Below are 12,015 nucleotides of genomic sequence, written 5' to 3'. Positions count from 1 at the left end.
CGCCTTGGTGTCTTGCTGTGATGTCCAATCCGTTTCATCTGCGCTGGTTGCAGGGCTGGTCCTTTCAGACGGTTCTGATGGAGGGACTTGTCCAGATCGAAGCCCATGGCTATGGGGTCCGCCTGCGGACCCCCCTGCTGGAAGGCGAGAGTCCGAGCCTGGGTGCCGACAGGCTCGTACTTCAGGAAGACCGGCATCGCCGATCGATGTATCACGCCTGGCGACGCGGCCAGCTGCTTCAGCCCCCGCTGCCGACTCCCACCAAGGACGTCCTTTTCGCCAGCGGTGGTCCTTTCGCCGAGGGCAGTCCCTATCTCGTGGAGGTGATCGGGGAGGCCCCCGGGCTGTTGCTGGCCGCTTAGCGCAGTAGCCACCAGGCCAGGATCAGCCCGCCCCCGCCCCAGCGCAGGGCCCGCCAGAGCACCTGTTCCTGCCAGCGGCTGCCCCGCAGGGGAGCCGGTAAGGGATCAAGCAGTCGTTGACCCAGCTCAAGCCGCTGGCTAAGCCGCCGATCGGAGCTTGAGAGATCCCCAGGGCTGGACCGCTCCTGGGCTGCCAGCCGCTCCCCCTGACCCGCAACGGCCAGCAGGATCGAGAGCCCATGCAGCCAGCCGGAGCGGCGGCTGCATGGGCGGTTGATTAAACGGGAGGATCGGCGCCGCGGTTGACGCCGCGAAGGGAGAGCCATCGCGTCAGGATGGCTCTCCACGATGTCTTTCGTCCAGTGCCGCTTCCTTCAGCGCCTGCTGCCGCCATGCGGAGCGGATCCCCCCAGGCCTGGCCGCCCACCAGCCGTGAGCTGGCCGAGGAGCTACAGAGGCTTCTGGCCATCGATGGCCGCGACTGGCATGCCCACAAGGGTCACAAGCCCAGACGGGCGGCGGAGCAGCTGGCAGCGGCCCTGGTGCACCTGCTCGCCGAGGACAGCCCGCCCCACCGCCTCGAAGGCGACGCCCAGAAGCGGTCGATCGAACTGCTTGAGCACGGTCTGGCCTGGTTGAAGGGTGATCTGCGCGATCCCGGCTGCCCCAGCCACGGCCACTGAAGCAGCCTGCAAGCTCAGGCCCGGTGCCGCTGGGCCGCCAGTTGCAGGCGGTTACCGCGCTCGCTCCAGCGCACGTCATCGAAGCAGTGGTGAATCAGGAAGAAGCCCCGGCCGCAGCAGGCATCGCTGCGCTCGGGCAGCAAGCCGGAGCGTGAGCAGGCAGGGACTCCGCAGCCCTCATCCTGGATCTGCCAGATCACCCAGCGGGGCGAGAGGATGCGCCGGATCCGCAGGCATTTGCGCGGGTCACACCCGTTTCCGTGCTTCACCGCATTTACCAGAGCCTCCTGCAGGCCAAGCTGCAGCTCCGCCAGGTTGGATGCCGTGGCCATCGGTTCCAGCAGCAGTTCCAGCAGAGGGGCTAACTGAAGGGTGGAGGGAGTGATGAAGTCGGTCCACTTCAGCGGACTGATCAGGTGCCGAAGCATCCACACCAACCATTGCTGAATTTGACCCTAACGCTCCAGGGCGCCCCAGGCTCAGCCGGTGCTGATTCGGCGTTGCAAAGCTGGATGATTGAGCAGGGCATCCATCAGGCGCACCCCGCGCAACTGGTTGATCAGTGGCATGTGTCCCTCCGGGGCCTCCAAGTTCCACTGGAAGCCACTGGGGTAACGGGTCCAGGTGCCCTCGCTCTTCCAGCCCAGCCTGGGCCAGAGCTGGTCCCAGCGACCGTTGCAGGCCTTCAGCAGCCTCCCCTGGACCGAAAAACCGAAGCGACCCCGCGAATAGCAGATCCAGAGCCGATCGAGGCTGGTCAGATCGAGGCTGGGCATGGGGGCCACCTCGCTGTAATAGACGTAGCCGCGGCGGACCGCCTCGGAGCCGGCCAGTTGCCTCAGCACCTCGCTGGTGATGCGATCAGCCAGCTCGAAGGAGCGCTGGGCCAGGGCCTCCTGCAGGGGGCCGTAGGCGATGCCGTCACCACTGGCAAGGTTCAGCCAACCGCCCGGATATTCCTCAAGCAGGGCCTGACTGTGGTTGTCTTCCTCGGCCAGCAGCATCTGCACCCAAAGGCCGGCGATCCAGTCGTCTCCTTCGGGATCGTGGTCGCGGAGGGCCTTCAAAAGCAGGGGACGCAGCTCCTGGGATCGGGCCTCGATCTGCGGGAGCAGGCTCCGCCGCTGGCGTGGGGAGCTGGAGCTGAAGCGCTCCAGCAACTGTTCGGCGCTGGCCGTGGCGGAAGCGGGTGGACCGGAAAGCATGAAGTTCGGCGGGCCTGAGCCGGGCCGGCGTGGGCCCACTATGTCAGGCAAGGTCCAAGGGGGGTGGGGCGCCATGGCGTCGTGGTTGGCGATCGACCCCTTCCTGGCGGGTGAAGGAGCGGTTCTGGATGTGCGCAGCCCGGCGGAGTTTGCCCAGGGCCATATTCCCGGAGCCCGCAATCTGCCCCTGTTCAGCGACCTCGAGCGGGCCGAGGTCGGATTGACCTACAAGCAGCGGGGCTCCCAGCAGGCGGTTCAGGCGGGACTGGCGCTGGTGGGTCCGAATCTGGCGGCCCTGGGCGAAGGGCTGCTCGCTCACCATCAGGCAGCCCCTGGTGGGCCCCTGCGGATCCATTGCTGGCGTGGTGGCATGCGATCTGCCAGCGTCGGCTGGCTTGCCGAGACCCTGGGATTGTCGGTGCAGCTGCTTGAGGGTGGGTACAAGGCCTACCGCCGTTGGGTTCTGGCCAGGTTCGAGCACCCCTGGCCGCTGATGCTGCTGGGCGGGCGCACGGGAACCGGCAAGACCGACCTGCTGCTGGAGCTGGCCCGCCGCGGGGTGGCGGTGGTCGACCTCGAGGGACTGGCCCACCACCGCGGCAGCAGCTTCGGCGGCCTCGGGCTGCCGCCCCAGCCCAGCAATGAGCACTATGAGAACCGTCTGGCGGCGGCCCTTGTCAGCTGCGCAGGGGCCCGTGCGATCTGGCTGGAGGCGGAAAGTGCCCAGGTGGGGCGCTGCCGCATCCCGGCGAGTCTCTGGCGGCAGATGCAGAGCGCTGCGGTTCTGGAGATCCGCCGGCCCATGGGCGAGCGGCTGCGCCGACTGGTGGCAGTCTACGGGGTTCAGGAGCCCGAGGCGCTGGCGGAGGCCACCCGCAGAATCGCCCGGCGGCTGGGACCGGAGCGCACCCAGGCGGCCCTGGCGGCGATTGAGCGAAGCGACTGGAGCGAGGCCTGCCGTTGGATGCTCGACTATTACGACCGCTGCTACGACCACGAGCTCGAGCGTCAGCGCCAACGACCTGAGCCCGGCGCTCTCCATCACTCGCTCGATCTCCATGACTGGGACGAGGAGCGCTCCGCCACCTGGCTTCTGGATCAAGACCTTGTGAAGGGTGAAGGCGAGATCGGAGGGTCTGCTTAGGATCGGGCTTTGGCCCACCCCGATGACGGCTATTCAGTTCTTTCGCGGGGTGGACGAACCCGTGGTTCCCGATATCCGGCTCACCCGCTCCCGTGATGGGCGAACCGGCCAGGCCCTCTTCGTGTTCGAGCAACCCCAGGCGCTGGCTCCTGAAACCATGGGCGACATCACTGGGATGTTCCTGCTCGATGAGGAGGGCGAGCTGGTGACCCGGGAGGTGAAGGCCCGGTTCGTGAACGGCAAACCCAGCGCCCTTGAGGCCACTTACACCTGGAAGACGGAGCTGGACTTCGACCGGTTCATGCGCTTCGCCGAGCGCTACGCCGAAGGCCATGGCCTTGGTTTTGCCGATAAAGATGGCGATTCAGATGCCGATCCGGCCAGCCCCGATCCAGCCGCTGAGGGCGGGCCCACAGAAGCTTGAAATTCGGGCAGTGGCTGGGCCTGGCGGCGATCATCGCTGCCGTCGCATTGCTTTGGAACCTGCGGGGGTTACTGCTTCAGCTCTTTGCCGCGGTGGTGCTGGCCTTGGCGATCTGCACCCTGGTGGGGGCTGTGCGTGCCCGGCTGGGCTGCTCCCGGCCCCTCGCCCTCACCATCAGCCTGGGGACGGTGGCCCTGGTTCTGGTGGTGGGTGGTGCGGTGCTGATTCCTCCTTTCGTGGAGCAGTTCGCCGAGCTGCTGGCCAAGCTCCCCGATGCGGCGGATGTGTTGATCGGTCTTGCCCGCCGGATGCTGACCAACGTGAGCCGGATCCTCTGGGGTCGCCATGACGGCTCGCTGGAGTGGCTTCAGCAGCTCTGGCCGGCCAGGGGCCCGAGCCCCGATGTGGTGGCCGGCGGCCTGGGCGGCGGCGCCCTGCGCTTGCTGGGTCTGGCGAGCAATCTGGGTACCGGCACCCTGCAACTGGTGTTCGTGCTGGCGGTGACCCTGATGCTGGCGGTCCAGCCCACCGGCTATCGCGATGTGGCGGTGCTGCTGGCCCCCTCCTTCTATCGCCGGCGACTGCGCCAGGTGCTCGACCTCTGCGGAGCGGCCCTGAGCGACTGGATGGTGGGGGTGGCGATCAGCTCGGTCTGCGTGGCTCTGCTGGCGGGCATCGGTCTGTCGCTGCTGGGGGTGAAGCTGGTGGTGGCCAATGCCCTGCTGGCTGGTCTGCTCAATGTGATCCCCAATGTGGGGCCCACCCTGAGCACGATCTTTCCTATGTCTGTGGCCCTGCTCGACGCCCCCTGGAAGGCCCTTGCCGTTCTGGGTCTTTACATCGTGGTGCAGCACCTGGAGAGCTACGTGATCACCCCGTCGGTGATGCACGCCAAGCTTCGGCTGCTGCCCGGCCTCACCCTCACCGCCCAGTTTCTGTTCACCGTGATCTTCGGACCACTGGGCCTGCTGCTGGCCTTGCCGATGGCCGTGTGCGTGCAGGTGATCGTGCGGGAGGTGGTCATCCACGACATCCTGGATCCCTGGAAACGCCAGCGCTTGTCCCCGTGAACGGCCGTGCCCTGCTGGGGACCCTCGCCCTTGTGCTGCTTGCCCTGTTGGTGTGGGAGCTGCGCTGGGTGCTGCTGGTGCTATTCGGGGCCGTGGTGCTGGCGGTGGCGCTGGATGTGCCGGTGAGCCTGCTGCGCCGCCGGCTGCCCTTGAACCGCCCCAGCGCCGTGGCCATGGTGATCGTGACCCTGGTGGTGGTGGGCTGGAAGGTCTCGGAGCTGTTGCTGCCCGAGCTGCTGCAGCAGGCAAATCAGTTCACCCAGCTGCTGCCGGTGTTGCTGGAGCGCCTCGGGGATCTGGCCGGCGGCTCCATGGCTTTTCGCAGCTTCGAGGAGCGCTTGCTTGAGCTGGCCACCTGGGACAAGCTCCAGCCCCTGGGCACCCAGCTGCTGGGAGTGGCCGGGGGAGCTGCTAATTCCACGATCCAGATTCTGCTGATGGTGCTGCTGGCCATCCTGTTGGCCCTGGATCCAAGGCACCACCAGCGGCTGGTGCTGGCTGCCACTCCTCAGTTCTGGCGTGAGCAGATGCGCTCGCTGTTGGGGGAGTCGCGCGAGGCTCTCGGCGGCTGGCTGGCGGGGATGACCATCTCGGCGGTGGCGGTGTTCCTGCTCACCTGGGCGGGTCTGGCGCTGCTGCGGGTGCCCCTCGCCCTGCTGAGTGGACTGGTCTGCGGTCTGCTCACCTTCGTACCGACGATCGGCCCTACGGTGGCAACGGCCCTGCCCCTGGCGGTGGCCATGTTGATCTCTCCAGCCAAGGTGGCGCAGGTGCTGATCTTGCGCCTGCTGCTGCAGAACATCGAAGCCTTCGTGCTCACCCCGCTGCTGCTAAGCCGCACGGTCAACCTCCTGCCCACGGTGGCCCTGATGGCTCAGCTGAGCCTTGGTGCCCTGCTGGGGCTGCCAGGCGTGCTGTTGGCCTTGCCACTGGTGGTGGTGCTGCAGGTGATCTTCCAGCGGGTTCTGGTGGAGCAGGTGATGGACCGCTGGACCTGATCAGCGGTAGTGCCGGATCAGGCTGGGGGTGAGCAGCAGGACCGATACGGCCAGGGGGTGCTGCTGAATCGCTGTGAGCATGGACGACCAGGTGAAATGGTCGGCCAGCAGCCGCAGTTCCGACCTGAGATCGCCCAGGGCCAACAGAGCCAGCAGCACTGGGATGAGCGGCGGGAGGCGCCGCATCAGGCTGAGCCAGCAGGGGCCGCCCCATCCGATTGAGCTGAGCCCACGAAGCCCTTGCCGCTGAGCAGGGGCAGCAGGGTGGGGGCCACACCGATGCTCGACCAGCTGCCGACACTTATGCCGACTGTGAGGGCCACGGAAAACCAGAACAGACTGCTGCCGCCGAAGAAGAGGATGCCCAGCAGGGGCAGCAAGGTGGTGAGCGAGGTGTAAAGCGAGCGGGTCAAGGTGGCATCGACGGCCACATCCACCTGATCACTGAAGGGGAAGGCCCCCAGGCTTTCTTTCTGCTCCCGGATCCGGTCGAACACCACCACGGTGTCATTGACGGAATAGCCGGCGACCGTGATCAGGGCCACGGCGAACAGGGAGTCCACCTCGATTCCCAGCAGCAGCCCAAGCCAGGCGAACAGCCCGGTGGTGATCAGCACGTCGTGGGCCAGGCAGAGGATCGCCAGAAAGGCGAAGATCTTGTCGTAGCGGAAGGTGATGTAAAGGGCGATGGCCGCAAAGCTGACCAGCAGCGAGAGGAGGCTGCTGCGCAGCAACTGGGCCCCAAGGGTGGGTCCGATGGTGTCCACCGACGTGCCTCCATCCTTGAAGGGCCCAAGGCTGGTGGCCAGCTGGCCGATCAGGGCAGTCCCCTGTACGGCGCTCAGGATGGGCAGGCGCAGCTCGATCGAGCGGCCCTGATCCAGCACCTGCACGGGTGCCCCCCGCAGAGCTGGAGCTGCCGCGCCTTCCTCGCTGGGAAGCTTCAGGCTCTCGAGCTGTTCAGCCACCTGGGGCACCGTGATCCCCGAGCAGCTGGGATAGCAGGCCCGCTCCAGCTGGATGCGGGTGCCACCGGTGAAATCGAGGCCAGGCTTGAGCGGAGCGCCGATGGCGGGGTTCAGCCAGGATAGGCCGATGCCGACCAGGCTGATCAGACAGGCCGCAAGCGAACCCCACCAGGCGATGCGCCTGTGGCGCGTAATCCGGAAATACTGGATCGGCGGCAATGCTGACGATCCAGACGAGGAGGAAGTCATGGGTGCTCAGGCGGCTGTCGAGGGCAGCTGGTGACTGGGCAGGAAGTAGCTGGGGCGCCGCAGGGTGGGGTAACTCATCATCAGCCGCAGTAGGACGCGGGTGCAGGAAAGGGCGGTGAACAGGCTGAGCAGCAGACCTATGCCGAGGGTGACGGCAAAGCCTTTGACCAGGCCAGTTCCGAGTGCAAAAAGGGCAATGCAGCTGATCAGGCCGGTGACATGGCCATCGAGGATTGAGGAAAAGGCCAGGGAGAAGCCAGTGTCGATGGAGCGGATGAGGGTGTTGCCCGAGCGCAGCTCCTCCTTAACTCGCTCGAAGATCAGCACATTGGCGTCCACCGCCATGCCGATCGAGAGGATGAAGCCCGCTATTCCCGGCAGGGTGAGGGTCACGGGGATCAGGGCGTAGCTGGCCAGGTTGAAGAGGGAGTAAAGGCTGAGGGCGACCACAGCCACAGCCCCTGGCAGCCGGTAGACCACCACCATGAACACGGCCACCAGAGCCAGGCCCGCAAGGGCGGCCACCAGGCTGGTGCGGATGTTTTCAGCCCCAAGTAGGGGGCCGACGGTGCGCACCTCGATGATCTTCACGGGAAGTGGCAGTGAGCCGCCCCGCAGTTGCACCTCCAGGTCTCGGGCTTCTTCGGCCGTGAAGTTGCCGGTGATGCTGGCGGCCCCCCCGGTGATACCGGCCGCGGCGAACTCCTGGCTCACAGAAGCTTCGCTGATCGAGCGGCCATCGAGCACGATGCCGAGCAGGCGATTGCTGCCGGCGATCGCCTGGGTGAGCTTGGCGAAGGCCTCGCCGCCCTGGCGGTTGAAGTTCAGGGTCACGTCCCAGCCGGTTCCGGTCTGCTGCTGCTGTCTGCCGGCGCTGACCAGGTCCTTGCCGGAGAGCAGAGCGGGCTCGTAGAGGGCCACCACCCGTTTGTTCACTTCATCGAGCAGGGCTTCGATCTGCTCGGTTTCACCGGCTCCTGCCGGCACCGCCACCCCGAGCTCCCGCAAGGCCTTGGCCAGATCTTCGGCGGGAAAGCTGGGGGCCGGAGCCGGTGGCTGGTCTGGTGCCACGGGCTCAGCCGGATCAGCTGGGGTGCGCCGCCGGCTGAGGTCGAGCACGGACTGGGCCTGGCGCTTGAGCCGCAGCAGCCCCTGCATTTCCTGCTCGGTGCCGGGCTTCTGGGCGCGGAATTCGAGCAGAGCGGTGGTGCCGAACACCTTGGCGGCCCGGGTGGGGTCCTGCTCGCCCGGAAGCTGCAGCACCAGCTGATCCTCACCGATGGTCTGGAGGGTTGATTCGGCTACGCCCAGACCGTTGACGCGACGGTCGAGCACCTCCTTGACGGCCTCCAGCTGCTCTCGCTTCACCGTTTTGATGGCGCCGGCCGGCAGCACCTGCAGGGTGAGCTGGCTGCCGCCTCGCAGATCGAGACCGAGCTGCAGGGGGAAGCTGAACAGAACGGCCCCGGCGGCGATCGCCAGGGCAAGGATCAGGGCAAACAACCCCTGCTGGCGTGCCATCTCAGATCGTGCCTGCCTTGAGCTGGCTGGCCGCCGCGACGATCTGGTGGGGCTGGATGATCGTCAGATTCTCGAGGGCGCCGTTGTAGGGAGTGGGGATGTCCTGGCTGGACAGGCGAACGGGCCGGGCGTCTAGATCATCGAAGCAGTGCTCGGTGATCAGGGCCAGTAATTCGGCTCCGATGCCGCCGGTTTTCATGCACTCCTCCACCACCAGCACCTTGTGGGTCTTGCGGATCGAGCGGGTGATGGTGTCCATATCGAAGGGTTTAAGGCTGATCAGATCGATCAGTTCCACACTCACTCCATCGGCCTCAAGCTGCTCCACCGCCTTGAGGCAGTGGTAGCGCATCCGTGAATAGGTGAGGATCGTCACGTCTGTGCCTTCCTGAACAACCTCCGCCTGGGCGAGGGAGCAGATGTAATCCCCCTCTGGAATCTCCTCGCTGAGGTTGTAGAGGAGCACGTGCTCGAAGAAGAGCACTGGGTTGTTGTCGCGGATGGCGGCCTTCATCAGGCCCTTGGCGTTCGTCGGGGTGCTCACCGCCACGATCTTGATGCCCGGCACGGCGTGGAAATAAGCCTCAAGCCGCTGGCTGTGCTCAGCCCCCAGCTGGCGCCCCACACCACCGGGACCGCGCACCACGGTGGGAATGGTGTAGTTGCCGCCGCTGGTGTAGCGCAGCATTCCCATGTTGTTGGAGATCTGGTTGAAGGCCAGCAGCAGGAAACCCATATTCATGCCCTCCACGATCGGGCGCAGGCCCGTCATCGCGGCACCGACGGCCATGCCGGTGAAACTGTTCTCGGCAATAGGGGTGTCGAGCACCCTCAGTTCGCCGTACTTCTCGTAGAGGTCCTTGGTGACTTTGTAGGACCCGCCGTACTGGCCGACGTCCTCCCCGAACACACACACGTAGGGATCGCGGGCCATCTCCTCGTCGATGGCGTCGCGCAAGGCGTTGAAGAGAAGGGTCTCGGCCACGGACGGTGTGCGAACCCGGCGAGTGCCGGTGGAGCGGCCAACTTATCTCAGGCGTCGGCTACCGGCAGTTGGTGATCGGGCTCAGCCCCCGGCGGCGAAGGTGGCCAGCAACAGCACCGAGAGCAGCATGCCAGGAGAGAGCAACAGGGCCAGCAGGCCTAGGTCGTGGGGAGTCATGGCTTTGTCAGGCTCATTGGCAGCTTAGGAAGCCTCGCCCTTTTCAACCGGCAGCAAGCTGCGAATGAAGACAAGGCTCAGCCCCAGGGCGACGAACGCAAAGGTGAAGGTGGCCAGAAAACTCATGCCCACCACCAGCGTCTTCATGGCCGTGCCGATGCTCTGGGCAAAGGCCTTGCTGTAGTGCGGCGGATGCAGGCTGTACCAATCCACCACCCGCACGCTCAGGCCCAGGCAGACCCAGGCCAGCAGCCCACTGGTGAGGGCGCCGGAGAGGAAGCTGAGCGGTCCCTTGCGCGGGGTGCCTGGCTGGGACTCGGTTGGCTCCGGAGTGCTCATGGGGCCTGGTCTGGTTGAACAATCCTCACCCCCATGCTGCTGCAGCGGCAGCACCAGACCTCGAATCCTCCATCGGCGAGACGATCCCTGAGCTGGTCACGGGCTGCCTCGGCCCGCGCCAGTCCAGCGAAGAGGGCGAACAGGCTGGGCCCTGACCCGCTCATCGCCACCGCCAGGGGATCGATCGCCTGGCGCAGCAAGGCCAGCCCCGTTCGCACGCTCTGCTGCTCCGGCTCCACCACCGCCTGCAGGTCGTTGCGCAGGGGCGGCACGGCTCTCTCCCCATGCAGAGCGGCCAGCAGCGCTCCATCGCGCAGGCTCTGCCGCCGTTGTTCGAAGTCGCTCTCGTATTCGAGATAGAAATCCCCTCGCAGCTCACGGCAACGGCCATAGGCCCAGGGAGTGGAGACACTGGCGGCCGGGTCTTTGATCAGCAGCACCCCCAGCTCTTCGGGCCCCTGGGGTCCCAGGGCGCGTGGACCTGATTCGGTCAGGGGCACCGGCTCGAGGATTTCACCTCGGCCGAAGCAGAGCTGGGTGCCGCCGGAGAGGGTGAAGGGCACATCCGAACCCAGCTCCGCCGCCAGCTGCTGCAGGGTGCTGTCGCCGAGCTGGAGCCCCCAGAGCCGGTTCAGGCCAAGCAGGGCAGCGGCTCCGTCGCTGGAGCCGCCGGCCAGGCCGGCGCCGATCGGAATGCGCTTCTCCAGCTCGATCGTGGCCCCAAGCTCCGGCCGGCCGGCGTGCTGCCTGAGCAGCTCGGCGGCCCGCACCACCAGGTTGCTCCCGTCGGTGGGAAGCGTGCTGTCGTGGCAGCGCAGCACTATCGCTCCATCGCTTCTGGGCTCGATAGCCAGGCGATCGGCCAGATCGAGGCTCTGCATCACCATCGCCAGCTCGTGGAAGCCATCGCTGCGCAGCCCGAGCACTTCCAGATGCAGGTTGATCTTTGCCGGGGCCTCCACCAGCACGGGGGCCTGGCGGCTGTCAGCTGAGAGAGGGTCAACCATGGGCGGTTGGATCTGGGATGGCTGAGGTGCACTCACGTGGGTTCTGTGACGAGAGGTACAGCTGGCGGGTCAGCTCCACCCAGCGCTGGGGGGAGAGCTCCTGGGGCCGCTGCTGGAGGGAGACGCCCGCCCGCTGGGCCCGCTCGCTCAGCTCTTCTTCGGGCCAGAGCCCGGCCAGACTGTTCCTCAGCATCTTGCGACGGGCAGAGAAGCAGCGCTTGAGCAGGCCCTCGAGCCGCCCGGCCTGCTCCGGATCCAGCTGCTCTGATGGCGGCAGGGGATCGAGCACGATCACCTCCGACATCACCCGCGGTGGCGGCTGGAAGCAGCGGGGTGGCACGGCGCAGACCGAGCGGCAGCGCGCCAGCAGTTGGAGGCGCACGCTGAGGGCGCTGAAGGCGCTGCTGCCGGCCACCGCCCGGATGCGCTCGCCCACTTCCTGCTGCACGAGCAGCACCAGCCGCCTGTAGGGACTGGCCAGGGGGCGGTCGAGCCGGCCGACCAGCCGCTCCAGCAGGGGACCGGTGATGTTGTATGGAATGTTGGCCACCACCTTGTCCGCCGGTGGTAAATCCAGTCGCAACACGTCGCCCTCCAGCAGTTGGAAGCGTTCGTCGTCAGAGAACTGGTGGCGCAGGCCGGCCACCAGGTCCCGGTCGAGTTCGATGGCATGGAGCTCTGCCAGCGATGTGGCCAGGAGCCGTTCCGTGAGGGCTCCGCGCCCCGGGCCCACCTCCAGCACCCGCTCTCCCGGCTGCAACTCCGCCGCCGCCACGATCCGCTCCAGCACGCTGCCGTCGGTGAGCCAGTGCTGACCGAAGCGCTTGCGGGTGTGATGGCCCCCGAAGGACATGGGCATGACTGGCGAGCCTTCCAGATTGCC

The 12,015-nt window shown here is 66.6% G+C and carries 16 protein-coding genes; 6 read left to right on the top strand and 10 right to left on the bottom strand.

The features are described from left to right. Window positions 1-20 precede the first annotated feature (20 nt). Window positions 21-362, top strand: coding sequence for a copper-binding protein (locus tag KBY93_RS03440; RefSeq protein ID WP_255092843.1), 342 nt, complete (start codon window positions 21-23; stop codon window positions 360-362). Here KBY93_RS03440 and KBY93_RS03435 read toward each other — a convergent pair. Further along, entirely contained in the window at window positions 359-688 is a 330-nt protein-coding gene (locus KBY93_RS03435) for a hypothetical protein (RefSeq protein ID WP_255092842.1), read from the bottom strand. The genes KBY93_RS03440 and KBY93_RS03435 overlap by 4 nt on opposite strands. Window positions 689-754: 66 nt before the next feature. Here KBY93_RS03435 and KBY93_RS03430 point away from each other — a divergent pair, with 66 nt between their 5' ends. Next, a complete protein-coding gene (locus KBY93_RS03430; protein ID WP_255092841.1) occupies window positions 755-1,045 on the top strand; it encodes a DUF6439 family protein in 291 nt (96 codons plus the stop codon). Between the two features lie 14 nt (window positions 1,046-1,059). On the opposite strand, the gene KBY93_RS03425 is transcribed toward KBY93_RS03430, so the two are convergent. Next, the gene (locus tag KBY93_RS03425) at window positions 1,060-1,473 is read right to left on the bottom strand and encodes an ATP-binding protein (RefSeq protein ID WP_255092840.1); all 414 of its coding nucleotides are present in this window, start codon (window positions 1,471-1,473) and stop codon (window positions 1,060-1,062) included. Between the two features lie 51 nt (window positions 1,474-1,524). Further along, on the bottom strand, window positions 1,525-2,250 hold the full coding sequence (locus KBY93_RS03420; protein ID WP_255092839.1) for a GUN4 domain-containing protein: 726 nt from the start codon (window positions 2,248-2,250) through the stop codon (window positions 1,525-1,527). A gap of 73 nt (window positions 2,251-2,323) precedes the next feature. Here KBY93_RS03420 and mnmH point away from each other — a divergent pair, with 73 nt between their 5' ends. Genes mnmH through KBY93_RS03400 form a run of 4 tightly spaced genes read left to right on the top strand, consistent with a single transcriptional unit; the run spans window position 2,324 to window position 5,886 of the window. Then, window positions 2,324-3,394 (top strand): tRNA 2-selenouridine(34) synthase MnmH, encoded by a 1,071-nt coding sequence (mnmH, locus tag KBY93_RS03415; RefSeq protein ID WP_255092838.1) that lies wholly within the window; start codon window positions 2,324-2,326, stop codon window positions 3,392-3,394. Window positions 3,395-3,416: 22 nt separating this feature from the next. Continuing rightward, window positions 3,417-3,818, top strand: coding sequence for a photosystem II reaction center protein Psb28 (gene psb28, locus KBY93_RS03410; RefSeq protein ID WP_255092837.1), 402 nt, complete (start codon window positions 3,417-3,419; stop codon window positions 3,816-3,818). Next, window positions 3,815-4,888 (top strand): AI-2E family transporter, encoded by a 1,074-nt coding sequence (locus KBY93_RS03405; protein ID WP_255092836.1) that lies wholly within the window; start codon window positions 3,815-3,817, stop codon window positions 4,886-4,888. Before psb28 ends, KBY93_RS03405 begins: the two co-directional genes overlap by 4 nt. Next, a complete protein-coding gene (locus KBY93_RS03400) occupies window positions 4,885-5,886 on the top strand; it encodes an AI-2E family transporter (RefSeq protein ID WP_255092835.1) in 1,002 nt (333 codons plus the stop codon). The genes KBY93_RS03405 and KBY93_RS03400 overlap by 4 nt, the downstream gene beginning before the upstream one ends. Here the strand turns inward: KBY93_RS03400 and KBY93_RS03395 are convergent, their stop codons facing one another. The 7 genes from KBY93_RS03395 to rsmA form a co-directional block, all read right to left on the bottom strand. Beyond that, window positions 5,887-6,072 (bottom strand): hypothetical protein, encoded by a 186-nt coding sequence (locus KBY93_RS03395; protein WP_094554010.1) that lies wholly within the window; start codon window positions 6,070-6,072, stop codon window positions 5,887-5,889. Then, window positions 6,072-7,103 carry a protein translocase subunit SecF gene (gene secF, locus KBY93_RS03390; RefSeq protein WP_255092834.1) on the bottom strand — a complete coding sequence of 344 codons (1,032 nt, stop codon included), beginning with the start codon at window positions 7,101-7,103 and terminating at the stop codon, window positions 6,072-6,074. Before secF ends, KBY93_RS03395 begins: the two co-directional genes overlap by 1 nt. A 6-nt stretch (window positions 7,104-7,109) precedes the next feature. After that, window positions 7,110-8,624: a protein translocase subunit SecD gene (secD, locus tag KBY93_RS03385; protein WP_255092833.1), complete on the bottom strand. Its 1,515-nt coding sequence runs from the start codon at window positions 8,622-8,624 to the stop codon at window positions 7,110-7,112. A 1-nt stretch (window position 8,625) separates the two neighbouring features. After that, window positions 8,626-9,609 (bottom strand): pyruvate dehydrogenase complex E1 component subunit beta, encoded by a 984-nt coding sequence (locus KBY93_RS03380; protein WP_255092832.1) that lies wholly within the window; start codon window positions 9,607-9,609, stop codon window positions 8,626-8,628. A 201-nt stretch (window positions 9,610-9,810) separates the two neighbouring features. Next, window positions 9,811-10,125, bottom strand: a complete 315-nt coding sequence (locus KBY93_RS03375) for a DUF3082 domain-containing protein (RefSeq protein ID WP_255092831.1) — start codon at window positions 10,123-10,125, stop codon at window positions 9,811-9,813. Next, window positions 10,122-11,132, bottom strand: a complete 1,011-nt coding sequence (gene ispE / locus KBY93_RS03370) for a 4-(cytidine 5'-diphospho)-2-C-methyl-D-erythritol kinase (RefSeq protein ID WP_255092830.1) — start codon at window positions 11,130-11,132, stop codon at window positions 10,122-10,124. The genes KBY93_RS03375 and ispE overlap by 4 nt, the downstream gene beginning before the upstream one ends. Next, window positions 11,125-11,985 carry a 16S rRNA (adenine(1518)-N(6)/adenine(1519)-N(6))-dimethyltransferase RsmA gene (rsmA, locus tag KBY93_RS03365; protein WP_255092913.1) on the bottom strand — a complete coding sequence of 287 codons (861 nt, stop codon included), beginning with the start codon at window positions 11,983-11,985 and terminating at the stop codon, window positions 11,125-11,127. The genes ispE and rsmA overlap by 8 nt, the downstream gene beginning before the upstream one ends. Between the last annotated feature and the right edge of the window lie 30 nt (window positions 11,986-12,015).

It is taken from the genome of Synechococcus sp. J7-Johnson, assembly GCF_024345795.1.
Taxonomy (GTDB): domain Bacteria; phylum Cyanobacteriota; class Cyanobacteriia; order PCC-6307; family Cyanobiaceae; genus Regnicoccus_A.
This window is presented reverse-complemented; position numbering and strand designations above follow the sequence as displayed.

Coding starts and splice junctions, on each gene's coding strand:
- KBY93_RS03425 (WP_255092840.1), bottom strand. CDS start 1,473: ATGCTTCGGCACCTGATCAGTCCGCTGAAGTGGACCGACTTCATCACT.
- psb28 (WP_255092837.1), top strand. CDS start 3,417: ATGACGGCTATTCAGTTCTTTCGCGGGGTGGACGAACCCGTGGTTCCC.
- KBY93_RS03375 (WP_255092831.1), bottom strand. CDS start 10,125: ATGAGCACTCCGGAGCCAACCGAGTCCCAGCCAGGCACCCCGCGCAAG.
- ispE (WP_255092830.1), bottom strand. CDS start 11,132: ATGGTTGACCCTCTCTCAGCTGACAGCCGCCAGGCCCCCGTGCTGGTG.
- KBY93_RS03395 (WP_094554010.1), bottom strand. CDS start 6,072: ATGCGGCGCCTCCCGCCGCTCATCCCAGTGCTGCTGGCTCTGTTGGCC.
- rsmA (WP_255092913.1), bottom strand. CDS start 11,985: ATGTCCTTCGGGGGCCATCACACCCGCAAGCGCTTCGGTCAGCACTGG.
- secD (WP_255092833.1), bottom strand. CDS start 8,624: ATGGCACGCCAGCAGGGGTTGTTTGCCCTGATCCTTGCCCTGGCGATC.
- KBY93_RS03420 (WP_255092839.1), bottom strand. CDS start 2,250: ATGCTTTCCGGTCCACCCGCTTCCGCCACGGCCAGCGCCGAACAGTTG.
- secF (WP_255092834.1), bottom strand. CDS start 7,103: ATGACTTCCTCCTCGTCTGGATCGTCAGCATTGCCGCCGATCCAGTAT.
- KBY93_RS03440 (WP_255092843.1), top strand. CDS start 21: ATGTCCAATCCGTTTCATCTGCGCTGGTTGCAGGGCTGGTCCTTTCAG.
- KBY93_RS03430 (WP_255092841.1), top strand. CDS start 755: ATGCGGAGCGGATCCCCCCAGGCCTGGCCGCCCACCAGCCGTGAGCTG.
- mnmH (WP_255092838.1), top strand. CDS start 2,324: ATGGCGTCGTGGTTGGCGATCGACCCCTTCCTGGCGGGTGAAGGAGCG.
- KBY93_RS03435 (WP_255092842.1), bottom strand. CDS start 688: ATGGCTCTCCCTTCGCGGCGTCAACCGCGGCGCCGATCCTCCCGTTTA.